Annotated in this window: 11 protein-coding genes and 1 pseudogene; 8 read left to right on the forward strand and 4 right to left on the reverse strand. The window is 72.6% G+C overall.

What is annotated here, in order from left to right; genetic code table 11:
* Nucleotides 1-28: 28 nt before the first annotated feature.
* The 4 genes and pseudogenes from ACFY1E_RS35455 to ACFY1E_RS35470 all read right to left on the reverse strand — a co-directional run bounded on the left by ACFY1E_RS35455 (nucleotide 29) and on the right by ACFY1E_RS35470 (nucleotide 3,428).
* On the reverse strand, nucleotides 29-1,228 hold the full coding sequence (locus ACFY1E_RS35455) for a glycoside hydrolase family 64 protein (RefSeq protein WP_389083499.1): 1,200 nt from the start codon (nucleotides 1,226-1,228) through the stop codon (nucleotides 29-31).
* 189 nt (nucleotides 1,229-1,417) lie between these two features.
* Nucleotides 1,418-2,174, reverse strand: a pseudogene (locus ACFY1E_RS35460) (dienelactone hydrolase family protein).
* 126 nt (nucleotides 2,175-2,300) lie between these two features.
* A complete protein-coding gene (locus tag ACFY1E_RS35465; RefSeq protein WP_389083501.1) occupies nucleotides 2,301-2,921 on the reverse strand; it encodes an L-threonylcarbamoyladenylate synthase in 621 nt (206 codons plus the stop codon).
* Nucleotides 2,922-2,930: 9 nt separating this feature from the next.
* Nucleotides 2,931-3,428: an FBP domain-containing protein gene (locus ACFY1E_RS35470; protein ID WP_389083504.1), complete on the reverse strand. Its 498-nt coding sequence runs from the start codon at nucleotides 3,426-3,428 to the stop codon at nucleotides 2,931-2,933.
* Nucleotides 3,429-3,527: 99 nt separating this feature from the next.
* Here ACFY1E_RS35470 and ACFY1E_RS35475 point away from each other — a divergent pair, with 99 nt between their 5' ends.
* The 8 genes from ACFY1E_RS35475 to ACFY1E_RS35510 all read left to right on the forward strand — a co-directional run bounded on the left by ACFY1E_RS35475 (nucleotide 3,528) and on the right by ACFY1E_RS35510 (nucleotide 25,820).
* A complete protein-coding gene (locus ACFY1E_RS35475; protein ID WP_344399849.1) occupies nucleotides 3,528-4,106 on the forward strand; it encodes a WHG domain-containing protein in 579 nt (192 codons plus the stop codon).
* Between the two features lie 16 nt (nucleotides 4,107-4,122).
* The gene (locus tag ACFY1E_RS35480; protein WP_389083506.1) at nucleotides 4,123-5,307 is read left to right on the forward strand and encodes a GDSL-type esterase/lipase family protein; all 1,185 of its coding nucleotides are present in this window, start codon (nucleotides 4,123-4,125) and stop codon (nucleotides 5,305-5,307) included.
* 111 nt (nucleotides 5,308-5,418) lie between these two features.
* Nucleotides 5,419-6,954: a helix-turn-helix domain-containing protein gene (locus ACFY1E_RS35485; protein ID WP_389083870.1), complete on the forward strand. Its 1,536-nt coding sequence runs from the start codon at nucleotides 5,419-5,421 to the stop codon at nucleotides 6,952-6,954.
* A gap of 362 nt (nucleotides 6,955-7,316) precedes the next feature.
* Nucleotides 7,317-8,666 carry a transaminase gene (locus ACFY1E_RS35490; RefSeq protein ID WP_389083508.1) on the forward strand — a complete coding sequence of 450 codons (1,350 nt, stop codon included), beginning with the start codon at nucleotides 7,317-7,319 and terminating at the stop codon, nucleotides 8,664-8,666.
* A 51-nt stretch (nucleotides 8,667-8,717) separates the two neighbouring features.
* Nucleotides 8,718-9,158: an Lrp/AsnC family transcriptional regulator gene (locus tag ACFY1E_RS35495; RefSeq protein ID WP_389083512.1), complete on the forward strand. Its 441-nt coding sequence runs from the start codon at nucleotides 8,718-8,720 to the stop codon at nucleotides 9,156-9,158.
* A gap of 62 nt (nucleotides 9,159-9,220) precedes the next feature.
* Complete coding sequence (locus ACFY1E_RS35500) at nucleotides 9,221-9,457, forward strand: hypothetical protein (protein WP_099926203.1); 237 nt, start codon at nucleotides 9,221-9,223, stop codon at nucleotides 9,455-9,457.
* A 315-nt stretch (nucleotides 9,458-9,772) separates the two neighbouring features.
* Entirely contained in the window at nucleotides 9,773-11,503 is a 1,731-nt protein-coding gene (locus ACFY1E_RS35505) for a fatty acyl-AMP ligase (protein WP_389083516.1), read from the forward strand.
* A 148-nt stretch (nucleotides 11,504-11,651) separates the two neighbouring features.
* Nucleotides 11,652-25,820 carry an SDR family NAD(P)-dependent oxidoreductase gene (locus ACFY1E_RS35510; RefSeq protein WP_389083518.1) on the forward strand — a complete coding sequence of 4,723 codons (14,169 nt, stop codon included), beginning with the start codon at nucleotides 11,652-11,654 and terminating at the stop codon, nucleotides 25,818-25,820.
* Nucleotides 25,821-25,837 lie beyond the last annotated feature (17 nt).

Genomic DNA, 25,837 nt, shown 5'->3' on the forward strand with positions numbered 1-25,837 from the left:
GTCCGCCGCGGGGTGAGGCCCTTCGTCGTCAGTTGAACGGGTCGAGGGTCAGGTTCGCCTGCTGCGGGCCGCCGTCATGGACGAGCGACTCGTGGTTGCCCACGTCGTCGAAGGCGAACGCGTAGGCCTTGCCGTCGGCCATCTGCGCGTGGATCGCGCGGGCGTACTGGTTGGTCACCGCGTCCTGGTAGAAGTTCGCCGAGGACGTGTCCGGCTGGTTGGTGTTGACCAGCAGGGTGGAGCGGTTGAAGCCGGCGCACAGGGTGCGTGAAATGGGGCCGCGTACCTGGTCGTTGGGCGCGTCGAGCAGTTTGTGGCAGCCGAATACGCTGTCCGCGTCCGGTTTCTGGAAGGTCGTGACCACCTTGCCGGAGCCGTCGGTGAAGTTCATGACGCCGCCCGAGACCCTGCCGTAGTACTTGGTGTTCGGCTGGTCGCCGAACGGGGTCACGGTGAGGGTCGCCGACGTGTATTTCTGCCAGACGCGGTTGATGTAGTCGTCCATCACGGACGCCGGCAGCGCTCCGGACTCCAGTCCGTGTCCTGGTGCCAGCGCCCGCAGCACCGTCCCGTCGGAGCGGGTCTGGATCAGCCCGGGCCAGCCGCCGGACTTCCCGCGCAGATCGTTCAACACGCCGTTGTAGCCGCCCGGCTTGAGGTGGCCGGTGGTGGTCGTGCTCCCGCCCGCTCCCTGGATGCCCACCGCGTAGGGCGCGGAGAACATGTCGACCTGGGTGCTGTTGAGCCACAGGCCGGAGTCGTTGAGTGTGTACTCGGACCAGTTGAACAGGATGTCGTGGTTCGGGTCGCTGGGGTTCTGCACGGCGGGCTGCACGAGACCGCCGGTGGTCAGCTTGAACACGAGCTTCTGCCCGTAGGAGAAGTAGATGCGTCCGGAGAACTTGGGGATCCGGATCGTCTTCGACCGGCCCGTGGCTGGTCCCGCGATCGACGCGTCCGGGGCGGGGGTCGGCGGGTTGCCGCCGGCCGGCCAGGCGTGGAACGTGCCGTTCGCGTCCGCCCAGCCCTGCTGTCCCGTCGAGAGCAGGGTGCCGATCGTGTAGACGTAGACGGCGTCGCCGCGGCCGGAGTTGTTGGTCACCTGCAGCGGGATCGTGTCGGGCACCGCCGCCTTGGCGGACGAGGGTGCCTGGATCGCGATCACCGCGGCGATGAGCGCGGCTGCGGCTGTGGGGGCCGTCAGACGACGAGTGAGCTTGTGGTGCACGCTCCACCTCCGTGTGTGGGGTCACTCGAGGGGATGGGCCGAATTGGTCCGTACCTGTTCTTGAGAGCGCTCTCAACCTGGCACCTAAGTTGCGTGCATGTCAATAAGGGTGACGTGGGGGAAAGGAAAGGCGCCCGCGGGACGAAACCGCGGGCGCCTGCGGCGACTTGTCAGAAGGTCCGCTGCTTGTCAGAAGGTCCGCTGAAGAAGGTCGAGGAGCGCCTCCCAGTGGCGCTCGTCGGCCTCCTTGCCGTAGGCGGACGTGTCGGCCTGCGTGAACCCGTGGTGCGCCCCCGGGTAGACCTCGCAGCGGTGCCGGACACCTGCCGCGGTGAGCGCGTCCTCCAGGCGCTGGATCTGCTCCGGGGGCAGCGACGGATCGTTGTCGGCGTGCCCGAAGTACACCTCGGCGGTGATATGTTCGGCCACCAGGTGCGGACTGTCCGGGTCCTCCGTCGCGAGTCGGGCGCCGTGGAACCCGGCCGCGGCGGAGGACCCGGTCCGGGTAGGTGCCGGCGGTCAGCAGGGACAGCCGCGCGCCCATGCAGTAGCCGGTCAGTGCGACCGGGCCGTCCGCGACGAGGGGGGAGTCGGCCAGCCACTGCAGATACGCGTCTGCGTCCCGCATCGCCAGGTCGGGCGTGACGGACTGGAGCAGCGGGCCGACCTTGCCCCAGATCTCCGGACGGGCCTCCGGGTCGATGAACTCGGGCAACTCGACGACCGGTGAGCGCCCATGACGGTAGAACACGTTGGGCACCAGCACCGTGTAGCCGGCCTCGGCGATCCGGTCGGCCATCGACTTCAGGTGGGGGCGGATCCCGAAGGCGTCCATGTAGAGCAGAACGCCGGGCCGGGCACCGCCGTCGGCGGCGTGCGCCACATAGGCATCGGCGACGCCGTCCGGGGTCGGGATGTCAACGGTGGTTCCTTGTACGGAGGTCATGGGGGACTGCCTCTCTGCGCGCTCGGCGCCGACCAACTCATGCGGCCCGACGGGCCGGTCGCGGTCATCGTTGCACGTGCCACCCAACCCGGTGAAAGGGGCCCCGGTCTCGGGAGATGGTGGAGTTCACTCGAACCGCGAGGTGTCCCCGGCTCCCCGCCGAACGATCTCCGCCTCGCCGCCCGAGAAGTCGATGACCGTCGTCGGCTCCGTGCCGCAGTCGCCGGAGTCGACCACCCCGTCAAGGACGTGGTCGAGGCGGTCCTTGATCTCCCAGCCCTGGGTCATCGGCTCCTCCTCGTCGGGCAGGAGCAGCGTGCTGGACAGCAGCGGCTCGCCGAGTTCGGTGAGCAGGGCCTGGGTGACGACGTGGTCGGGGATGCGCACGCCGACCGTCTTCTTCTTCGGGTGCTGCAGCATCCGCGGCACCTCCTTCGTCGCGGGCAGGATGAAGGTGTAACTGCCGGGTGTGGACGCCTTGATGGCGCGGAACACGTCGTTGTCGATCCGTACGAACTGGCCGAGCTGTGAGAAGTCCTGGCACACGAGGGTGAAGTGGTGCCGGTCGTCCAGGTGGCGGATGGTCCGGATCCGCTCGATGCCGTCACGGCTGCCCAGCCGGCAGCCCAGGGCGTAGCAGGAGTCCGTCGGATACGCGATGAGCGCATCCGCGCGGATGCTGTCGGCGACCTGGGCGATGGTGCGCGGCTGGGGGTTTTCGGGGTGCACGTCGAAGTACTTCGCCATCCGCCGAGCTTATGCCGTGCTGACCTTGGCGACGAACGCGGCGACGTTCGCCACGGTGCGCCGGATCTTCTCCTCCAGGGTGATCGTCTCGTGCAGCCGTGCCCCGATGCCCGCGTCCCGCTTGCCCCGCACATAGAGCGAGCACGCGAGGTCGCTGCAGATGTAGGCGCCCACGGAATTGCCCTGCTGTCCGGCCTTGCCCGACTTGGGCGCGACCATCAGCGAGACCCCGCCGGAGTGGGTGGTCAGGCACATGGAGCACATGCTGCGCCGCGCCTGCCCCACGGTGGTGCCGGAGCTGCGCAGTGCGACTGCTCTGGGCCTGCCGTCGCTCCACTCGGTGACGAGGTAGGCGCGGTCGGGGGCCTGGGGGTCGCGCCAGCCGAGGAAGTCCAGGTCGTCCCAGGGCCGCTCGGCCAGGTCGCGGGGGACGGACAGGCGCTTGGCCTCGCCCTTGGTGCAGTTCACGAAGGCGGCGCGGATCTCTTGCTCGGTCAGCGGTTCCATAACGCCACGCTAATTTGCCTAAAAGCTTTAGGCAAATGCATAATCGGCTTTGGCGAAACCGCTGTGGAGATCCGGCTCCGGCGAGAAAGGAGAGCGGCCATGGTGCGCGTCGGGCTGACCACGGAGCGTGTGGTGCGGGCAGGGGCGGAACTGGCGGACGAGGTCGGCTTCGACCAGGTGACCGTCTCCGAGCTGGCCCGCCGCTTCGACGTCAAGGTGGCGAGCCTGTACTCGCATGTGACCAGCTCCCAGGACCTCAAGACGCGGATCGCCCTGTTCGCCCTGGAGGAGCTCGCCGACCGGGCCGCCGACGCCCTCGCGGGCCGCGCCGGCAAGGACGCCCTGATCGCCTTCGCCAACGCCTACCGCGACTACGGCCGGGAACACCCCGGCCGCGCGGCCGCGGCCCGGCTGCGGCTGGACCCCGAGACCGCGGCCGCCAGTGCAGGCGTCCGGCACGCCCGGATGACACGCGCGATCCTGCGCGGCTACGACCTGACGGAACCGGACCAGACGCACGCCGTACGGCTGCTTGGCAGCGTCTTCCACGGCTACTCGAGTCTGGAGACGGCGGGCGGCTTCAGCCACAGCGCCCCCGACTCGCAGGAGAGCTGGACGCGGATCCTCGACGCCCTCGACGCCCTCCTGCGCAACTGGCCCACCGCCCCGACCCTTTGACCGACAGGCTGAGGACATGCCCACCGAGCACGACTGGATCACCACGCCCGTCACCGCCGAACTGCTGCGCGGCGCCCTCGACATCGAGCACACCGAGCACGGCGTGCTGCCGCACCGGCTGCCCGCCCGGGCCCGCGCCCAGTGCACCGATCCGCAGCTGGCCAGCGCCGAGTCCCAGCCCTCGGGCGTACGGCTGACGTTCCGCACCCGCGCGACGACCGTCGAACTCGACGCCCTGCCCACCAAACGCGACTACGTCGGCGCCCCGCCCCGTCCCGACGGCGTCTACGACCTCCTCGTCGACGGCCGCCCGGCAGGCCGGGGCAGTATCGCGGACGGCAACACCGTGACCATCGACATGGTCGCCGGCACGGCCGAACTGCGGCCCGGCTCCGTGGGCACGCTCCGCTTCCCCGACCTGCCCGACGGGGAGAAGGACGTCGAGATCTGGCTCCCGCACAACGAGACCACCGAACTCGTCGCCCTGCGCACCGACGCCCCCGTGGAGCCCAGCCCGCCCAGCGGCCGCAAGGTGTGGCTGCACCACGGCAGTTCGATCAGCCACGGCTCCGACGCGGCGAGCCCCACCACCACATGGCCCGCATTCGCCGCCTCCCTGGGCGGCGTCGACCTGATCAACCTGGGCCTGGGTGGCAGCGCCCTGCTCGACCCGTTCACCGCGCGCACCCTGCGCGACACCCCGGCCGACCTGATCAGCGTCAAGATCGGCATCAACCTGGTCAACACCGACCTGATGCGCCTGCGCGCCTTCACCCCCGCCGTCCACGGCTTCCTCGACACCGTCCGCGAAGGACACCCCACGACACCGCTGCTGGTCGTCTCGCCCATCCTGTGCCCGATACACGAGGACACGCCGGGCCCCAGCGTCCTGGACTTCACCTCCCTGAGCGACGGTCAACTGCACTTCCAGGCCATGGGCGATCCCGCGGAACGAGCGAGCGGGAAACTGGCCCTCGGCGTCATCCGGGACGAGCTGGCCCGCATCGTGGCCCAGCGGGCCGCCGAGGACCCCAACCTGACCTACCTCGACGGCCGCGAACTCTACGGCGAGTCCGACCACGAAGAACTGCCCCTGCCCGACCAGCTCCACCCGGACGCCGACACCCACCTCCGCATCGGCGAACGCTTCGCCTCACTGGCCTTCGCCCCGGGCGGCGCCTTCGCAGACCACACCGACTGAAAGCCCTCTCCCGTCGCACGCACCCGTAGGGACACAACCACCGGGCACCCGTGAGGTAACGTCCCCGACCGAAACGCCGAGGTCGATGCGATGGACGAGGAGAAGGCCGAGATGGCAGGCCGAAAGGACGGGGCCCGCCCTGACGAGACGACGGGTGCCGACGCCGGCCCGACATGGGCGCAGGAACTGCTCGATCACCTGCGCCCCACGGGCCGGGACATCCGCAGGGTCGTCGCCTGGCTCGCAGAAGCCGTGCACGGGACGGCCTGGCTGCAGGACGGCACCGGCCGGCTCCTCGCCGGAACGCCGACACCACTGGACGAGAACCTCCTCGTGGACCTCGTCTCCGGACGGATCGCCTCCGCGGCCTGGGACGACACGGGACGTCATCTGCGGCTCGTCAGGGTGGAGCAGCCGCCGCCCGCCCCCGTCGGCGTACTGGCCGTGTCCCGCCCCGTCCCCTTCGACCGCCGGTCCTCCGAGATCGTCACCCACACCGCCCAGGTGATCGAACTCCTGCTCAGGGCACGTGAGTCGACCAGCGCCGGACGCCGCCTCCAACGCGCCACCTCCGATCTGCGCCTGGCGATCCTGCAACTGCTGATGGTCGAGGACACCGTCGCCGCCCGCCGAGTCGCCGCAGGTCTGTGGCACGGCCTGCTCGACACCGACACCGCCTGCGTCTACGTCCTCGAAGGCTGCGCCGAGGAGCGCGACCGGCTCGCCGAGGAGTGCCTGACCGCGACGGAGGAGCAGGTACTGGTCGTGCGCTGTCCGGCCGTCGATGCGCACGTCATCGTCGTCGCTCCCGACGACACGGCCAGCGGGGAACTGCGCTCCCTGATCGGCCGATGGCCGGGCACCTTCCTCGGCGGCAGCGCCCCACAGAGCCTCGCCCGCACTGCCACCGCCTACGGACAGGCCGTCAGCGCGCTCGCCGTCGCCCGCTTCCGGCCCGACAAGCAGGCCGTCTACGCCGAACGCACCCACCCCGAGCGCCTGATGGACCCTGCCCAGCTGCACGGCTGGACGACCCATGTGCTGCGCCCGCTGGACACCCTGGCGCACCACACCCGCGCCGAGCTCCTCGCCACCACCCGGCTGGGCCTGGAGTTCACCGCGGTCAACGCCGCCAAGGTGCTCGGCGTCAGCCGCAACACCGTCCGCGCCCGCATGGAGCGCGTCGAGGCACTGCTGCAGGCGGACTTCTCCGATCTCGCCGCCCGCGCGGTCGTGCACCTGGCGCTCAACACCTGGATCGGCCTCGCGACGGAACAACACGAGACCGGCCCCGCCGAGGCGGGCCACCCCCGGCTCGGCGACCTGCTGGCCGGCCCCGCCCTGCGCACGTGGGCGAGCGACCTGCTCGCCCGTCTCGATGCCGACGCCCGCGATCTGCGCCGCACCCTGCGCACCTGGATCGCCGCCGGGGGCAACGCCGAACGCGCCGCGCAGATCCTGGGCGTGCACGCGCAGACGGTACGGGAGCACGTGCGCAGCGCGGAGCCCGTCCTCGAACGCCAACTGCTCGCCGCCGGCAGCGACCTCTACGAGGTCGTCCTCGCCCATCTGGCCCTCGGCGACCTCGACCATCCCGACCTGCGACGGGCGAACCGGGACCATCCGGACTCACCTGTGCACGGGTGAGCCGTGCGGACACCACAGTGGGCACCGACGCGGTTCACAACGGATCCACCCGGCACGTAAGTTCGACGAACCGCAGGGGCACGACCGGAACGGGGGACCGGTCGCGCCCCTTTGCGTTTCTACGCGCGCAGCCACCACCGGCACTTCCTGCATCGATGCCCCGGAGTTCCGGGCGATCAGGGCCGGCACACCGTTCCGATCCGCTGTCCCGCAGCTCGACGGGTACAGCCGGGCCGAGGGCCGCCTCCCTGGACGCGTGATTCGATTGCTCAGTCAACAGATTCCGCGTGATGACCTTGATGGATCAAGGATTTCCGTCGTACGCTCCGCGGGTTCCGTCGTGCTCAGAGTTCGGGGGTTTCATGGACCGCGCCCGTTTGCAGGACCTGCTCGCCCGCGAGCAGGAGCAGGCCGCCCATCGCTGCCCGCGTTCGAGGGACGCCTATGCGCGGGCCGACCATCTCTTCGGGCGCGTGCCGATGACGTGGATGAACAAGGCGGCGGGCGCCTTCCCCCGCTACCTGGCCACCGCCCGCGGCGCCCGGGTCACGGACATCGACGGGCACGAGTACGTCGACTTCTGCCTCGGTGACACCGGAGCGATGGCCGGTCACTCCCCGGCGGTCGTGGCCGATGCGGTCCAGCGCCGGTTCGCCGATCTGGGCGGAGCCACCGCGATGCTGCCCACCGAGGACGCCGAATGGGTCGGTGCCGAGCTGGCCCGCCGCTTCGGCCTCGCCCGCTGGAGCTTCTCGCTGACGGCGACCGACGCCAACCGCTGGGCGATCCGGCTCGTCCGGGCCGTCACCGGCCGCCCCAAGATCCTGGTGAACAGTTACAGCTACCACGGCAGCGTCGACGAGTCCCTCATCGTCGTCGGCCCCGACGGCAGGGGAGCGGCCCGCCCGGGAAACGTCGGTGCCCCCTGCGACGTCACGCTGACCAGCCGCGTCGCGGAATTCAACGACCTGGAACAACTGGAGCGCGAACTCGCCCACGGCGATGTCGCCGCCGTCCTGATGGAACCCGCCCTCACCAACATCGGCATCGTGCTGCCCGAACCCGGCTACCTCGAGGGCGTCCGGGCGCTGACCCGCCGCCACGGCACCCTGCTCATCAACGACGAGACCCACACCTTCTCCGCCGGTCCGGGCGGCTGCACCGCCGCCTGGGGCCTGGAGCCCGACCTGCTCACCATCGGCAAGGCGATCGGCGGCGGCATCCCGGCCGGCGCATACGGTCTGTCCGCCGAGCTCGCGGACCGCCTCCTCGACCGCGCCGACCTCGACCTGGTCGACATGGGCGGGGTCGGAGGCACCCTGGCCGGCAACGCCCTGTCGGTCGCCGCCATGCGCGCCACGCTGGAACACGTCCTGACCGAGGATGCGTTCGCCCGCATGACCAAACTGTCCGAGCGCTTCGAAGCGGGCGTGCGCGCGGGCATCGACGCCCACGCCCTGCCCTGGTCGGTCAGCCGTCTCGGCGCCCGTACCGAATACCGCTTCGCCTCGCCTGCGCCTCGTACCGGTACCGAGTCCGCGGCCGCAGGCGACCCCGAACTGGAGGACTTCCTCCACCTCTACCTGGCCAACCGGGGCATCCTGCTGACCCCCTTCCACAACATGGCGCTCATGTGCCCGGACACCACCGACCAGGACGTCGACCTCCACACCGAGGTCTTCGCCGCCGCCCTGGCCGACCTGGCCGGCTGAGCGGCTCCGACGGGACCGGGCAAGCAGGCCGGAACAAGGAGAGCGACGCACGTGGACGACATCGACCGGGCCATCCTGCGCGAACTGCAGACCGACGGGCGCATCGCCTACGCCGACCTCGGCCCCAAGGTCGGCCTCTCGGCCTCCGCGGCCCGCCAGCGCCTGCAGCGGCTGCTGGACACCAAGGCCGTGCAGGTCGTCGGCGTCACCGACCCGATGTCCATGGGCGGGCAGGCCATGGCCCTGCTCGGCATCGGCGTGGACGGCGACCCGCGCGCGGTCGCCGACGCACTGGCCGCTCGCTCCGAGGTCGTCTACGCGGTGCTGACCTCCGGCGGCTTCGACCTGTTCGCCGAGGTGGTCGCGGCGGGCCCACGCGAACTGCTGGACTTCGTCAACGACGTCGTACGGCCGATCGAGGGGATCCGGCAGATCCAGGCGTTCCCGTACTTCGGCATCCATACGCACCGTTTCCTGTGGGACGTCGGCTGATTGCCTGGTGCGGGGCGGGTACTCGGACAGCCCCGGAAGGACAACCGCTGGAGGAGGCCCGCATGACCAGCAGCACGGAGACCGGCGGCGTGACCGGTACGCCGGACAAGGACTACAACCTCATCTGGTACGTGGAGGCGTGCCTGAGCAACGCCCTGCGCCTGGAGACCTACATCCAGGACGCGGAGCGCGAGAAGGACACCGAGGTGGCCGACCTGTTCCGCAAGGCCCAGGCGGACAGCCGCAAGGGCGCGGAAATCGGCAAGGGACTGCTGCGCGGACGCCTGAACGGCGGCTGACACCGGCTTCCCGCCCTCAGGCCCGGCCTCCGTGCACGGCACGGGCGGCCGGGCCTTCGGCATGCCCAACTCGCGTTCGACACCCAGCGTTTACAGAGTTCGGGTCGACGGGCCGAACAGAGTTGCTACAGTGCTACTCGCCGGTAGCAAGTCGTACGGGGCACGGGGAGCCGGCGTGTCGCCACTCCCCGGACGGGGTCGAGTCGCACAGTCCGGCAAGGGGGCCGGGCCGCTCGCGGCTGCTGTGCACAGGTGTCGCACGGCCGTCGAACTCCAGTTCCCCACCCACCGATTCAGACAGGTGAGACCCTTCCCATGGCCCGTTCCCTGGTCGACTTACTGACCGAGCACGCCGCGCAGCACCCCGACCGGACCGCATACCGCTACCTCGTCTCCGGGGACTGCGACGGAGAGATCCAGGAGATCACCTACGCGCGGCTCGCCCGCCGTTCCCGGGCCGTCGCGGCCTGGCTGCAGGAGCGCGGCCTGACCGGTTCCCGCGCCATGCTGCTGCACCCGCCCGGCCTGGGGTTCATCAGCGACTACCTGGGCTGCCTCGCGGCCGGTGTCGTCGCCGTACCCGGCGTGCCGCCGCAGGGCCGGGCGCACAACCACCGCGCCCTGACCCGTATGAGGCGTCTGATCGCCGACGCGGACGCCAAGGTGATCCTCGGCGGCCGGGACGTGGTCAGCGCCCTGGCCGGTATGGCGGAGCACCTGCCCGAGCTGGCCGACATCACCTGCCTCACCACGGAGGACATCCCCGACGAGGCCGCCGACGCCTGGCACGCCCCCGACCTCAGCCCCGACTCGGTCGCCTTCCTCCAGTACACCTCCGGCTCCACCTCCGCCCCCAAGGGCGTGGCCGTCACCCACGGCAACCTGCTCGACAACGAGCGGATCATCACCGAACGGATGGGGCACACCCCGGAGGTCATCGAGGAGTACGGCCGCGAACTGGTCGTCAGCTGGCTGCCCGTCTACCACGACATGGGTCTCATCGGGCCGGTCCTGAACACCGTCTACCTCGGACTCACCACCACCCTCTTCTCCCCGCTGCACTTCCTGCAGCAGCCCGACCGCTGGCTGAAGGCCATCAGCCGCTACCGCCCGCACACCAGCGGCGGCCCCAACTTCGCCTACGAACTGAGCCTGAAGCACGCCACCGACGAACTCGTCGACGGCCTCGACCTGAGTTCGTGGAAGGTCGCCTTCAACGGCGCCGAACCGATACGCCCGGCCACGCTGCGCCGCTTCGCCGAGACCTTCGCCCCCGCAGGCTTCCGGCGCGAGGCCTTCTACCCCTGCTACGGCCTCGCCGAGGCGACCGTGATGGTCACCGGCGCCGCCGTGGATGCCCCGCCCACCCTCCTCGCCGCCCAGGACCTCGGGCCGCACGCCGGCGAGGCGGACGCGGCCGCGGTCGGCTGTGGCCGTCCAGGCCCCGGCCTCACGGTGACGATCGCGGACCCGGAACGGGGCACGGAACTCCCCGAGGGGCACGTCGGCGAGATCTGGGTGGGCGGAGCCAGCGTCGCCAAGGGCTACTGGCGCAACGCCCTGGCCACCCGCGAGACCTTCCGCGCCACCCTGCCCGGCCGCGAAGGCCGCTTCCTGCGCACCGGCGACCTGGGATTCCTGCGCGAGGGCGAACTCTTCGTCACCGGCCGCCTCAAGGACCTGATCGTCATCGACGGACGCAACCACTACCCGCAGGACCTGGAGCTGTCCGCCGAGATGTGCCACCCGGCCCTGCGCCCCGGCTGCACCGCCGCCTTCTCCGTCCCCGCCGGCGACGGAGTCGAAGGGGAGCAGGTGGTCCTCGTCGCCGAGGTGGCCCCGGACGCCGCGGGCGACTCGGAGAAGATCACCGACCTGATCCGCAGCGCGCTCGGCGAGGCCCACGGCCTGTCCGTACGCGAGGTCGTCCTGGTGCATCCCGGCACGATCCCCAAGACCTCCAGCGGGAAGATCCAGCGCCACGCGACCCGGACGGCCCACCTGTCCGGCTCCCTCTCGCCGGTCACCGCACCCGCCCCGCGCTGACACCACCCGCCTGCCCGCGCCGCCTTGCGGCACAACTCCCGTACACCGCCTGCCCGTTCGGCCGCCCGCGGCTCCGTCACGCCCCGACGGCCGTATCGCTCGTACGGAAAAACACACCGAGCCCGAGTTCACGAGGACACCTGCCCCGATGCCTGCGAACGAGTCCGCGAAGCAGACCGCCGAGCCGTCCCTCACCACACCGCGCAGCGTGCGGGCCTGGCTGATCTCCTCGGTCGCCGAGGCGGCCGGGCTCGACCCGCAGACCGTCGACCCGCACCGGCCGATCGCGGAATTCGGCCTGGGATCACGCCAGTTGGTGACACTGGCGGGACAGCTGTCCGAACGGATCGGCCAACCCCTGAGTCCGTCGCTGATCTTCGACCATCCCACCGTCGCAGCGCTGGCCGAGGCGGTGCTCGGTGACCCGCCCGACGCGACGGGGACGGCCCGCCCTGTGCGATCCGGCCCGGCCGGGCGGACGGACGACGACATCGCGATCATCTCCATGGCGTGTCGCTTCCCGGGCGGCGCGGACGACCCGGAGGCGCTGTGGCGGCTGCTGGCCTCGGGTGAGGACGTCATCACCGAAGTACCGCCCGGCCGTTGGAACACGCAGGGGCTGTACGACCCGGACCCGGAGTCCACCGGCACGGCGTATTCGCTGCGCGGCGGCTATCTGGCCGGCATCGACTGTTTCGACGCGGCGTTCTTCGGCATCTCCCCGCGCGAGGCCGCGGCCATGGACCCGCAGCAGCGGCTGCTGCTGCAGACCGCCTGGGAGACCATCGAGCGCGCCGGGATCGTGCCGGGCACGCTGAACGGCACCTCGACCGGGGTCTACGTCGGCCTGTACGACAGCGGCTACCTCGCCTCCGCCTCGCTGGGGCAGCTCGACGGCCATGTCGGCACGGGCTCGGCGTCCAGTGTGGCCTCCGGACGTATCGCCTACTCCCTCGGCCTGCAGGGACCGGCGGTCACAGTCGACACCGCCTGCTCGTCCTCGCTCGTCGCCCTGCATCTGGCGGCGCGGGCGCTGGCGGGAGGCGAGTGCGACCTGGCGCTGGCGGGTGGTGCCTCGCTGCTGGTGACGCCCCGCGCGCATGTCGAGTTCAGCAGGCTGCGCGGGCTGTCGCCGTCCGGGCGGTGCAGTGCGTTCTCCGCGGATGCGGACGGGGTGGTGTGGGCCGAGGGCTGCGGTCTGGTGCTGCTCAAGCGGCTTACGGACGCACGCCGGGACGGCGACCGCATCCTCGCCGTGGTCAAGGGTTCCGCGATCAACCAGGACGGGCGCAGCCAGGGCCTGAGCGCCCCGAACGGTCCGGCGCAGGAGCGCGTGCTGCGCGCGGCCCTGGACGCGGCCGGACTGCACCCCGGCGATCTGGACCACGTCGAGACCCACGGCACCGGCACACCCCTGGGTGACCCCATCGAAGTCCGGGCGCTGGCCGCCGTCTTCGGGCCCGACCGCCCCGCGGACCGGCCCCTCGGTATCGGCTCGCTCAAGTCCCACATCGGTCACGCGCAGGCCGCGGCGGGCATCGGCGGTGTCATCAAGACCGTGCTGGCGCTCCAGCACGGCGTGCTGCCCGCGACACTGCACGCCGCCACTCCGACCGGGCACGTCGACTGGCCGGACAGCGGCCTGAGCCTCGTCACCAGCCCCCGGCCGTGGCCCCGCGACGAGGAGCGGGTGCGGCGGGCCGGCGTGAGCGCGTTCGGGATCAGCGGGACGAACGCACATGTGGTCCTGGAGGAGGCGCCGCAGGACTCGGCCCGGCCCGGCGCCGACGAGCCGACTGGGCAGACCCTCTTCCCGCTCTCCGCCCGCAGCCCCGAGGCCCTTCGCGGACAGGCGGAACGCCTTCGGCAGGCGCTCGCCCGGCAACCGCAGCTGCCGCTGTCCGCCGTCGCGTCGACACTCACCCACCACCGCACCCACTTCGAGCACCGGGCGGTCCTCCAGGCCGCCGGCCGCGACGAACTGCTCGACGCCCTGCGCGGACTTGCGGCAGCAGAACCGGACCCCGGGCTGACCGTGGGCCCCCAAGAAGCCCTCCCGGAAGGGAAGTTGGCCTTCGTCTTCCCCGGCCAGGGCGCCCAGTGGGCGGGCATGGCCCGCGATCTGCTCGACAGCGACCCGGTGTTCACCGACGAGCTCGACCGCTGCGACGCGGCCCTGCGCCCGTTCACCACGTGGTCGGTCACGGCGGTCCTGCGGGGCGATGCCGCCGCCCCCTCGCCGGCGCGCGTGGATGTCGTCCAGCCGGTCCTGTTCGCCGTGATGGTCTCCCTGGCCGCCGTGTGGCGGGCGCGCGGCATACGGCCGGACGCGGTGATCGGGCACAGCCAGGGAGAGGTCGCCGCGGCCTGCGTCGCCGGGGCGCTCAGCCTCAATGACGCCGCCGCCGTGGTCGCGCTGCGCAGCCAGGCCCTGACCGAGCTGTCCGGCACCGGAACGATGGCGGTCGTCGCCCTCCCGCACACCGAGGTCGAGCCCCTCCTTGCCGCACTGGACGGGCGGGTGTCGGTCGCCGCCGTGAACAGCGGCCGCTCCACGGTGATCGCCGGCGACGTCGAACCACTCGAAGCCTTCCTCGCCGACCTCGACCGGCGGCAGGTGTTCGCCCGCCGTCTCGACGTCGACTACGCCTCCCACACGGCCCACGTGGACCCGGTCCGCGCGTCGGTCGTCGACGAGCTCGACGGCGTCACCACGTGTCCGACGTCCGTCGCCTGGTACTCGACGGTCACCGGCGAACCGGTCACCGAAGAGCTGGAGGCCGGCTACTGGTACACCAATCTGCGCGAGCCGGTCCGCTTCGGGCCGACCGTGCAGCGGATGGCGGACGACGGCTACCGCTGCTTCGTCGAACTGAGTCCCCACCCCTCGCTGCTCACCGCCATCACCACCGTCGGCGAGGAACGCGGCCACGACCTGGTCGCCGTAGGATCGCTGCGCCGCGACGAACCCGGACCCGCCTGCCTGGACCGCGCGACCGCCGAACTCCACGTCCAGGGCCGCCCCGTCGACTGGCGGCGCCTCGTTCCCGACACCGCCGCCGCCGACCTGCCGACGTACGCCTGGGACACACAGCGCCACTGGACCGAACCCGACACCACCGCGAACGGGCCCGCCCTCTTCGACCGCGCCGCCCACCCGGTCCTCGGCATCCAGCTGCAGTCGGCCGACGCAACCCGCTGGACCTTCCGCAACGAGTGGTCCCCGGCCACCGCCGCCTGGCTGCCGGACCACACCGTGTTCGGACAGACGGTGGTGTCGGGCACCACCCTGATGGAGCTGTGCCGCGCAGCGCTCGCCGTAGCCCGCCCCGAGTCCCGCGACGACCTGGCCGACCTGCTGCTGCTCGCGCCCCTGACCCTGCCCGATGCCGGCACGGTCGAGGTGTCGGTCGAGGTGGACACCTCCGCCCCCGTGCCGGAGATCACCGTGCACAGCCGCCCGCGCGGCCAGGAGACGACGGGCTGGACCCTGCACGCCACCGCGTCGGCGGCCGGCCCCGGCCCTGACGCCGTCGCGTCGCCGCCCGTATGGCCGCAGACGGCCGAGGAGGTCTGGCGGGAGGACACCTATCAGCGGCTCGCCGCCCTCGGGCTCGACTACGGCCCCGCCTTCCGGGGCGTCCGGTCGGTGGTCGCGACCGGCGAGGACGAACTGCTGGCGCGGCTCGCGCTGCCACCCGTGACCGGGGACGCGGCCGAGGCGTACCCGGTCCATCCGGCACTGCTGGATGCCGCGTTGCAGGCGGCCGCCGCCTTCGACACGTCTGCCGGCCGGGCGCTGCTGCCCGTGGCGGTGGGCCGCTGCGTCCTCCCGCCGGGCGGGGCCGGCGAACTGACCGCGATGGTGCGGCGCAAAGGTGGCACCGGGACGGACCTCGTCCTGGACGTGACGCTGTGGGACGCGGACGGCATCCCGGCAGGCCGCCTGGAAGGCGTACGGCTACGGGCCGCCGACCCCTCGGACCTGCGTGCGGGCTCGGAACACGCCCGGCACCTGTACGAAGTGGCGTGGACGGCACTGCCCGAAGCGGCGGTGACGGGCGAGCATGCGACCTGGACGGTGATCGGTGACCGCTCGGACCCGGACGTCGCGGCGATCGTACGGGGCCTCACGTCGGCGGGAGCCGAGCTGCGCGAGTCAGGTGGCGACACCGTCGTACGGCTGTGGCCGCGCCCGGCGGCCGAGGCCGAACAGGCAGCTGCGGCAGGCGAGTTGGCGGCCCAAGCCCTCACAGAGGTGCAGGAACTCATCGCCCTCCCGCCCGGCGGGGCGCCCGCGCGGACCCTCTGGGTGACCCGCGGTGCGGTCGCGACCGGCGACTGCGACACCGTGCCGGGCCTGGCGCAGTCGGTGCTGTGGGGCCTGGCCCGCAGCATCCGCAGCGAGCACCCCGACCTCGGACTGGCCCTGCTCGACGTCGACGGCGACATCGACAGCGCTCATGCCGCGACCGCGATGCTTGCTGCCGTCACGTATGCCGATGAACCCGAACTCGCCCTGCGGAACGGTGAGTTGCTGGCGCCGCGTCTGGTGCGCGCCCGCCCGGCCGACGCGCTGCGGATCCCGGCCGGGGACTGCTACCGGCTGACCGGCATTCCGGCCGAGGTCGCCCTGCGCCCGGCCGCACGTCAGATGCTCGGGCCCGCCCAGGTGCGGATCGAGGTGCACGCCGTCGGCCTGCATCCCACGCACATCTCCTGCGCCGGTCTGCTCGTCGAGGTCGGTCCCGAGGTCGAGGGCCTGGCCTGCGGTACGCGGGTCGTCGTCCTCACCGAGGCCACGCCCGGGTCCGAGCTGGTCGCGGACGCGCGGCTGGTCGCCGTGGTCCCGGACGATGTGCCGTTCACGGCCGCGGCCGCCGTGTCCCTCGCAGCCGAGGGCGAGCGGTGGGCCGAGGCCCTGCGCGCGGCCGTCCACGCCCCCGTACGTCCGCAGGTCTTCCCGGTCACCGCCGCGCGGGAGGCGCTACGCCGCCGGGAGGCGTCCGGCCGCCCCGTCGTCCTCGACCTCGTCGGCCGTCCCTCTCTCGTGCCCACCGACGGCACGGTCCTCATCACCGGCGGCCTGGGCGCGGTCGGCCGGCAGATCGCCCGCCTGTTGGCCGAACGGGGCGTTCCCCGGCTTCTGCTGACCTCTCGTCAGGGCGGCGCCGACCCTCGGGCCGCCGAGGTCGTCGCGGACCTGACCGCACTCGGCGCCGAAGTCGAGGTGGCCGCCTGCGACGTCGCGGACGCCACCGCCCTGGCCGGTGTGCTCGCCGATGTCGGCGACACGTTGCCGTTGCGGGGTGTGGTGCACTGCGCCGGAGTCCTCGCCGACGGCGTGATCGCCGAGCTGACTCCCGATCGACTCGCGCAGGTGCTGCGCCCCAAGGCCGATGGCGCAGCCCATCTGCACCGGCTGACCGCCGACCTGCCGCTGGAGCTGTTCCTGCTGATCTCGTCGGCCGCAGGCGTCGTCGGCAACGCCGGGCAGGCCAACTACGCGGCCGCCAACGTCTTCCTCGACCAACTGGCCCACCACCGCAGGGCGCTCGGCCTGCCCGCCGCCTCGATCTCCTTCGGCGCGTGGGCCGGCGAGGGCCTTGCCGCCGTACACGCCGACCTGGAGCGGATGGCCCGCCTGGGCCACCGCGCCCTCACCGCCGAGCAGGGCCGCGCTCTCGTGGAGCTCTCGCTGCGCCGCGGCACACCGCACCTGCTCGCCTGGCACCTGGACCTGCCCCGCCTGCGCGACAACGCGGCGGCCACCGGCGCTCTGTGGACCTCCCTGCTGGCCTCGCCGCGCCCCGACCGGCAGACGGGCCGCGGGTTGGCCGACCGTCTGGCCCGGCTGACGGACACCGAGCGCGCCGCCCGGGTCCTGGAGCTGGTGTGCGAGGAGGCCGCCCACGCCCTGGGCCTGCCCTCGCCCCGGTCCGTCCGCCCCGACCAGCCGCTGCGGGACCTGGGCATGGACTCCGTGACGGCCGTCGACCTGCGCAACCGCCTCGGCACCCGCTTGGGCGTGCGGCTGCCCGCCACCCTGCTCTTCGACCACCCCACTCCCGCCCGCCTCGCCGATCACCTGCTCGCCACCGCGCTCGCACCGGACGGCGGCAGGCTCCGCCCCACCGCGCCGGACGGGCAGCAGGCCCGGGCGACGCCGCCTGCGTCCGACGAGCCCGTGGCCGTCATCGCGACGGCCTGCCGCCTGCCGGGCGGGGTCGGATCCCCGCAGGAACTGTGGCGGCTGGTCGCGGAGGGCCGCGACGCGGTGGGCCCGTTCCCGGCCGGGCGCTGGGACGTGGAGTCCCTCTACGACCCCGACCCGGAGGCGCCGGGCAAGTCGTACGCCCGCGAAGGCGGATTCCTCGACGACATCGACTCCTTCGACGCGGCGTTCTTCGGCATCACACCGAAGGAGGCCGAGGCCATGGACCCGCAGCAGCGGCTGCTGCTGGAGACGGCCTGGGAGTCCGTGGAACGCGCCGGGATCGTGCCCGCCGAACTGGCGGGCAGCACCACCGGCGTCTACGTCGGCATGTTCGCCGGCGACTATCTGGCCGGGGCGCGGCTCGACCAGCTGGACGGCTACGTCGGCACCGGCTCGGCCCTGAGCGTGGCCTCCGGCCGGCTCGCCTACACGCTCGGGCTGAACGGCCCGGCCCTGACCGTGGACACGGCCTGCTCGTCCTCGCTGGTGGCGGTGCACCTGGCGGCGCAGGCACTGCGTTCCGGCGAGTGCGACCTGGCCCTGGCGGGCGGGGTGACGCTCATGGTCACCCCGCAGACCTTCGTGGAGTTCAGCCGCCTGCGCGGTCTGTCCCCGACCGGCCGCTGCCGGTCCTTCTCGGACGCCGCCGACGGCGCGGTCTGGGCCGAGGGCGCCGGCATGGTCGTACTGAAGCGGCTGAGCGACGCCCGCCGCGACGGGGACGAGGTACTGGCCGTGCTGCGCGGCACCGCGGTGAACCAGGACGGCCGCAGCCAGGGGCTGTCCGCACCGAACGGTCCGGCGCAGGAACAGGTGATCCGGCGGGCCCTGGAGCTGTCCGGACTCGCCCCGGCCGACATCGACTACGTGGAGGCCCACGGGACCGGCACCACACTCGGCGACCCGATCGAGGCGAACGCCCTCGCGGAGGTCTTCCGCGCCTCGCGCCCCGCCGGCCGGCCGCTGTACCTGGGCTCGCTCAAGTCCAACATCGGCCATTCCCAGGCGGCTTCGGGCGTGGCCGGGCTGATCAAGGTGGTCGAGTCGCTGCGGCACGGCCTGCTGCCCCGCACCCTGCATGCGGAGACCCCCAGCCGCCATGTGGACTGGGCCGACAGCGGGCTGCACGTGCTGCGGGAGGCGGTGGCCTGGCCGGCCGGCGAGCGGCTGCGACGTGCCGGAGTGAGCGCCTTCGGCATCAGCGGCACCAATGCACACGTGATCGTGGAGGAGGCGCCGCCGGTCGAACCGCCCGCCACCGAGGGGCGGCCCGTGCCGTCCAGGCGCCTGTTCGTGCTGTCGGCGCGCACCGAGGACGCGGTGCGCGGCCAGGCCGCACGGCTCGCCGGGCACCTGACCGGCGACGTGGCACTGCCGGACGTGGCCCACGCCCTGGCCAGGCACCGCAGCCACTTCGAGCGGCGCGCCGCGCTGGTGGCAGGTGACCGGGACGAACTGCTGGCAGAGCTGGAGGAGTTGGCCGGTGGACGGCGGCCCGTGGGGGCGCGTCGTGAGGAGCCGTCCGGGAAGGTGGCCTTCGTCTTCGCCGGGCACGGGGGCCAATGGCCCGGTATGGGCGTGCAGTTGACGGCGGACTCGGATGCCTTCCGTGAGGAGCTGGCCCGTGTGGACGAGGCGGTCCGTCGGGAGGCGGGCTGGTCGGTCCTGGACGTCCTGCGCGCGCCGGAAGCGCTGGCCCCGCTGGGCCGCACCGAGTACCTGCAGCCGACCCTGTTCGCGGTGAACGCGGCGCTGGCCGCCGCCTGGCGCGCACTCGGTGTCGCCCCGGACGCCGTGGTCGGACACAGCCTGGGCGAGATCGCCGCCGCATACAGCGCCGGCGCCCTCACGCTCGAAGATGCCGTGGCGGTGGTGTGCGGGCGCGCGCGGGCGGCCGTACCGCTCGTCGGCAAGGGCGGCATGCTCGCCCTGGAGCTCCCGCGCACCCGGGCGGAGGAGCTGCTGGAGCCGTATGCGGGGCGGCTGTTCGTCGCCGCGGTCAACAGCGGGCAGTCCACGGCCGTGTCCGGCGACGCGGACGCGCTGAGCGACCTGCTCGGCCAGTGTCAGGAGCTGCAGATCCCGGCGCGGCGGCTGTCCACCCCCTTCGCGTCGCACACCCCCCTGATGGCAGCGCTCCACGACGAACTGCTCGACCGCATCGGCACCGTCCGGGGCACGCCGACCACGACGCCGCTGTACTCGACGGTGACGGCACAGCCCGTGCCGGGGGACCGGCTGGACGCCGGGTACTGGTATCGCAACCTCAGCGAGCCGGTCCGCTTCGGGGACACGATCCGGCGGATGCTGGACGACGGATACCGGTACTTCGTGGAGCTCAGCCCGCACCCCTCGCTCGGCTCCGCCATCGAAGCGGTCGCCGCCGAAGCCGGAATCGACGCCGTGAGCATCGCCTCCCTCCACCGGGAGGAGGGTGGTCTCGATGACCTGCTGCGCAGGCTGGGGGAGTTGTACACGGCCGGGCACATCCCCGACTGGCAGGCTCTCTTCCCGGCCGGGCGCCGCGTCGACCTGCCCACCTACGCCTTCGCCCGCGAACGCCACTGGCGCACGCCGGCTTTCGCGGCGGGCGGCCTCTCACCCTTGCTGGGCACGCACATCGAGGCCAGTGACGAGGCGGACCGCCACCTCTTCCAGACCGAGATCGACCTGCGTGACGGCCGTTTCGCCTATCTCAGCGACCACCGCGTCACCGGCGAGATCTGGCTGCCCGCCGCGGCCTTCCTGGACATGGCGCTCGAGGCCGCATCGGCCGTGCAGAACGGCGGCGAAGTGGCGCTGGCCGATGTCCGGTTCGACCAGCCGCTGCGTCTGGACGCACAGCGACCGGTGCGGCTGCAACTGGTCCTGCGGCCCACCGAGGACGGCGCGCGTCACTTCACCATCGCCTCGGCCGCGGCCTCCGCGCGCTGGGAGCGGCATGTCAGCGGACGCGTCATCGCGGTGAGCGGCGAACGAGCCCCGGACGAGCGCGAAGCACCGGCTGCCCTGCGCGACCAGTGCGGCCAGGAGGCCGACCTGTCCGCCGTCTACGCCCAACTCGCCGCCCTCGGCATCGACTACGGCCCGGCCTTCCGAGGCCTGGAGCAGGGCCGTTCCGGGGACTCGGCCGCGTGGGGAAGGCTTGCCCCGCGGCCGGCCGCCGGTCATCTGCTGCACCCGGCCGTCCTCGACGCCGCCTTCCACACGGCGGCCCTGCCGCACGACACACCCGCAGGCCGCGCCTTCGTCCCCGCCGGAGCCGGACGGCTGCACTTCACCGGACGCAGGACGACTCCCGTGTCGACGACGTGCCGACTGCGCTCCATGGACGGCGACAGAGCAACCCTCGACCTGCGACTGTACGACGGGGACGAGCAACTCCTCCTCGCCGTCGAGGAGTTCGAACTCGCCGCGCTCTCCCCACTGGACGGCGCACTGTTCGAGACCTGCTGGCAGCCGCGCCCGCCCGCCAAACAGGCGCCCACCCAGGGCAGTTGGCTGATCCTGGCCGACGAGACGGGCGTCGCCGCCGAACTCGCCGACCGGCTCGACGCTGCTTCGGTGCCCCATGTGATCGCCCACAGGGGCGGGGCATACGACGTCCAGGGCCCCGGCCGGTACGTGCTCGACCCGGCCGACCCGCAGCACCTGACCCGTCTGTTCGACGACGCATTTGCGCACACGGCACCCGAGCGCATCGTGCAGCTGTCCGCGCTCGACGCCCCGGCGATCGACGATGCGCGCACCGCGCAGGATGCGGCGCGGCTGTGCTGCCTGAGCACCCTGCACCTGGTGCGGACGCTCACCGACCGGGGACAGGGCGCGGCGCCCCGCCTGTTCACGGTCGTCCGCGGCAGCCAGGCCGCGGGTGACAGCACCCAGGTGACCCGCCCCGAACAGGCCCTGGCCTGGGGCTTCGGCCTCGCCCTCGCCCAGGAGCACCCGGAGCTGAGGACCACCCTGATCGACCTGCCGCCCACGGACGGCCTGGACGCCCTGTGGACACAACTGCGGCACGCCGACGACGAACGCCTCGTCGCGCTGCGCCGCGCGGACCGCCTGGTGCCGCGCCTGGCCCGCACCCGTCCCGACGACGGCGCCCGCGACAATGCCACCTCGGACGGCGTGCACCTGATCACCGGCGGTCTGGGCGGCCTCGGCCGCGTCGCCGCCGAGCGACTGGTACGGCGCGGCGCGCGGCAGTTGGCCCTGCTGGGCCGCAGCGCGCCGACCCCGCAGGCATCCGTGTGGGTCCAAGACCTGGAAGAGCGCGGCGTCACCGTGCACGTCGTCCATGCCGACGTGGCCGACCGCGCCGGCCTGACGGCCGCCCTGGACGCCGTACGACGGGAAGCCGGACCGATCACCACGGTCGTCCACACCGCGGGCGTCCTGGACGACGCCACGGTCGCGAACCTGAGCGACGAGCGCGTCCTGAACGTCCTGGCCCCGAAGGTACTGGGCACCACCCTGCTCACCGAACTGGTCCCCGAGGCCGAGAACCTCGTTCTGTTCGCCTCGGCGGCAGGACTGCTCGGCTCGGCCGGCCAGAGCCCCTACTCGGCGGCCAACGCCTTCCTCGACGCCTGGGCCCACCACCTCTGCCTCGCCGGGAGGCGTGCGCTCAGCCTGGACTGGGGTGCGTGGACCGGCGTCGGCATGGTCGCCGCCGACGCCACCCGGGCCGCCGAAACCAGCCGCTCGGGCCTCGTCGCCTTCACCCCCGCAGAGGGCGGCGAAATGTTCGACCGCATCCTGGCCACCGAACGCCGCCAACTCGCCCCGATGGCCCTGGACTGGGAACTGCTCGCCCTGGACGCCGACGCCGCACGCACCCGTCCCCTCCTCGCCGACCTGGCCACCGTCCCCACGGGCCCGCAAGGCTCCGACGACCTGGTCCAGCAGGTGTTCGCGGCGACCACGTACGAGCAGCGCACGGAACGGCTCGAGGCATATGTGCGCGCCAGGGTCGGCCAGGTCTCCGGCGGCGCCGTGGACGCCTTGGCCACCACGGCCCTGAAGGAACTGGGCCTGGACTCCCTCATGCTGGTGCGACTGCGCAACTCCTTCGCCCGCGAGCTGGGCGCCGAACTCCCGTCCACCGCGGTCTTCTCGGCGACCGACATCCGAGGCCTCGCCCAGGCCCTGGCCACAGCCCTGCCCGAACGCAGCACGGTGGCGCCCCGGACCGAAGCGGCCACCGAAGTGCCGGACAGCGAACTACGCCCGGCCACCCGTGACGTCGTGCGTCTGCTGCGCAGCGCCCGCCCGGACATGCCGGCCGCGGCCCATGCCGTCGGCCTCGCCGTACGGCTCACCGACGCGACCACCCGTGCCACGCTGACCGGCATCCTCGCCCGCCTGGCCGCCCGGCACGCGGCCCTGCGCACCGCGATCGTCACCGGCAGCGAGGGAGGCAGGCAACTGCGGGTGGAGCGGGAGCCCGCGCAGCCGCTGCTGCGTTGGACGGCCGTACCCGCAGCCGACGAACTCGACGCCGCCGCCCGGCTGCGCGGGCTGCTCGAGCCGCCGTTCGACCTCACACAGCCCCCGCTGTGGCGGTTCGAACTCCTCGACGGCGGTGAGCGCGGCCAGATCCTGCTGTACGGCGCCCATCACGCGGTCAGCGACCTGCAGTCCCTGCTGCTGGTGGCCGCCGAGATCGACGCCGAACTGTCCGGCACCACCCTCCCGGGCACGGTCAGCAACCGTGACCTGGACCTGCTGATCGAGGCGCAGCAGCCGGCGGAGGGTCCGGGAACCGGTGCGGCCGAGTGGCGCGAGGCCTTCCACGGCAGTGAGCGCCTCGACCTGACGCTCACTCATCCGCGCCCCGCCGCACGCTCCTACCGGGCCGGCAGCGTGAGCGTGACGATCCCCGACGGCCTCATGCAACGCGTGACGGGGGCCGCGAGCAGCCTCGCCGTCACACCCGCCGCCTTCTGCCTGGGCACCCTGACCGTGCTGCTGGCCAGGCTGCGGGAACGGGAACGCTTCGTCCTCGCCGTGCCGGTCGACACCCGTATCCATGCCGATGCGTTCGACGCGGTGGGCTTCTTCGGGGTACCGGTGCCCTTCCCCGCCGAGGCGAGGGCGCAGGAGCGGATCGAGGACGTGCTGCGCCGCACCGACAGCCGCCTGGAGAAGATCCTCACGAAGGGCGCGATGTTCTCGGACGTCCTGCCGGTGCTGGCCAAGCAGGGCCTGTACCGGCCCGACGCGCCGCTGGTGGAGGTGTACTTCAACTACGTCCGTGCCGCGGGCAGGCTCACCGGCCTGGACGTGCTGCCGGTGGGAACCGGCTACTCCGACCTCGACCTCATGATCACCGTGACCCCGGAGGCCGGCCGCATCCGGCTCGACCACAACCTCGACATCCTCGACACGGCCACGGTCGCCGGGCTGGGGGAGGAACTGGTGCGGCTGCTCGCGCAGACGGCCGAGGACGCCTCGCGCTCGGTGGGCACGTCTCCTGCCGTCGGCGACGAGGCTCCCGCGGCATCCGCTCCGCGCCCCGCACTCGCCCTCGCCGCCACCTTCGCCCTCGGCCACCTGCCCCTGATGTGCGAGGCGGCCCTCAACGACGGGGCGCCGGAGGGCGCGGCGACGCGCGTCGCGGAAGCCCCGTACCACCACGTGCTGGCCGGTCTGAGGGATCCTTCCGGTGTCTTCGCCGACCCGGCGACGGCAGTGGGCGTGGTGCTGCTGCGGGCGGCGGACCTGGAGCGGTTCGGGCCGGTGGACGACGCGCTGCTCGCCGAGCTGCGCACCGCCTACCCGGCCGCCCTGCGCGCCCTGGCCGAGCGCACCCGTAAGCCGATCATCGTCGGCTTCCTGCCCGCCGCACACACCCCGGAGCGCCTGCAGCGCTGGGAGCGTGAACTCGCAGCCAAGCTCGGCGAGTTGCCCACAACAGCCGTACTCGGCCCCGACGAGTGGACCGGCCTGCACTCCGTCGAGGAACGCTTCGACGAACGCACCGAGCGCCTGGCCCACCTCCCCTTCACCCCCCACTTCCAGGCGGCCGTCGCCCTGCGTCTCGCCGAGGTCGTGCGGGCCGTGCGCCGTCCCGCGCCGAAGGTCATCGCGGTGGACGGCGACGAGACCCTGTGGGGCGGGGTGGCCGGAGAGATCGGCCCGGCGGCGGTGAACCTGACCGGTGCCCGGGCCCGGCTGGCACGCAGGCTGCTCGAATGGCGTGCGGCCGGCGCGCTGCTGGTGCTGATGAGCAACAACGACGAGGACACGGTGCGAGCCGTCCTGGACCGCCCGGACAGCCTGCTGAAGCCGGAACACTTCAGCGTGCTCTCCGCAGCCTGGGGCCCCAAGCCGGACCGCCTCGCCGAGGCGGCGCACACGCTCGGCCTCGGCCTGGACAGCTTCCTGTTCCTCGACGACAACCCCGCCGAGATCGCCAAGGTGCGCTCGGCGCTGCCGCAGGTGCTCTCGGTCACCTGCCCACCGGCCCCCGAACTCGGAGCGTTCCTCGGCCGTCTGTGGCCGCTGGTGCCTTCCGCGGCGACGTCCGAGGACGCGCTGCGCGCCCGCTTCTACGAACAGGAACGGGAGCGGGACACCGCCCGCGAGCAGGCAGGCTTCGAGGAGTTCCTGGCCGGGCTGCAACTGGAGGTCGCCATCCGGCCCCTGACCGCCGCCGACGTGCCGCGGGCCGAGCAACTGGTGCGCCGCACCAACCAGTTCACCCTCCACCCGCGCTCCGACGACGGCCTCGACGTCGCCCGCTGGCGCGAGCACGGCGAGGTGTGGACGGCAGCAGCCCGGGACCGCTTCGGCGACTACGGCCAGATCGCCCTGCTCGCCCTGCGTGCGGACGGCGACCTGCTCGACGTGCCGGCCTGGCTGATGAGCTGCCGCGCCCTCGGCCGGGGCGTCGAGGAACGCCTGCTGCAGTGGCTCGCCGACCGCGCCGAGGAGCTCGGCTGCACCAAGGTCCGGCTGACCGCGCAGCGCACCGGACGCAACGCACCGGCCCGTCGGCTGCTGGCCGCCCTGGGCGGGGGAGCGCAGGACGACGAGCGCCTGGAGTGCGTGGTCACGCCCGAACATCTGCGGGCGTTCCGCTCCTGGCAGCAGTGACCGGTGATCAGGCACAG

The sequence above is a fragment of the Streptomyces sp. NPDC001604 genome, from assembly GCF_042893475.1.
In the GTDB taxonomy this organism is placed as follows: domain Bacteria; phylum Actinomycetota; class Actinomycetes; order Streptomycetales; family Streptomycetaceae; genus Streptomyces.

Bases quoted from the DNA above. Each gene is read 5' to 3' on its own strand.
- ACFY1E_RS35465 (WP_389083501.1), bottom strand. From the start codon at position 2,921: ATGGCGAAGTACTTCGACGTGCACCCCGAAAACCCCCAGCCGCGCACC.
- ACFY1E_RS35470 (WP_389083504.1), bottom strand. From the start codon at position 3,428: ATGGAACCGCTGACCGAGCAAGAGATCCGCGCCGCCTTCGTGAACTGC.
- ACFY1E_RS35475 (WP_344399849.1), top strand. From the start codon at position 3,528: ATGGTGCGCGTCGGGCTGACCACGGAGCGTGTGGTGCGGGCAGGGGCG.
- ACFY1E_RS35480 (WP_389083506.1), top strand. From the start codon at position 4,123: ATGCCCACCGAGCACGACTGGATCACCACGCCCGTCACCGCCGAACTG.
- ACFY1E_RS35485 (WP_389083870.1), top strand. From the start codon at position 5,419: ATGGCAGGCCGAAAGGACGGGGCCCGCCCTGACGAGACGACGGGTGCC.
- ACFY1E_RS35490 (WP_389083508.1), top strand. From the start codon at position 7,317: ATGGACCGCGCCCGTTTGCAGGACCTGCTCGCCCGCGAGCAGGAGCAG.
- ACFY1E_RS35500 (WP_099926203.1), top strand. From the start codon at position 9,221: ATGACCAGCAGCACGGAGACCGGCGGCGTGACCGGTACGCCGGACAAG.
- ACFY1E_RS35505 (WP_389083516.1), top strand. From the start codon at position 9,773: ATGGCCCGTTCCCTGGTCGACTTACTGACCGAGCACGCCGCGCAGCAC.
- ACFY1E_RS35510 (WP_389083518.1), top strand. From the start codon at position 11,652: ATGCCTGCGAACGAGTCCGCGAAGCAGACCGCCGAGCCGTCCCTCACC.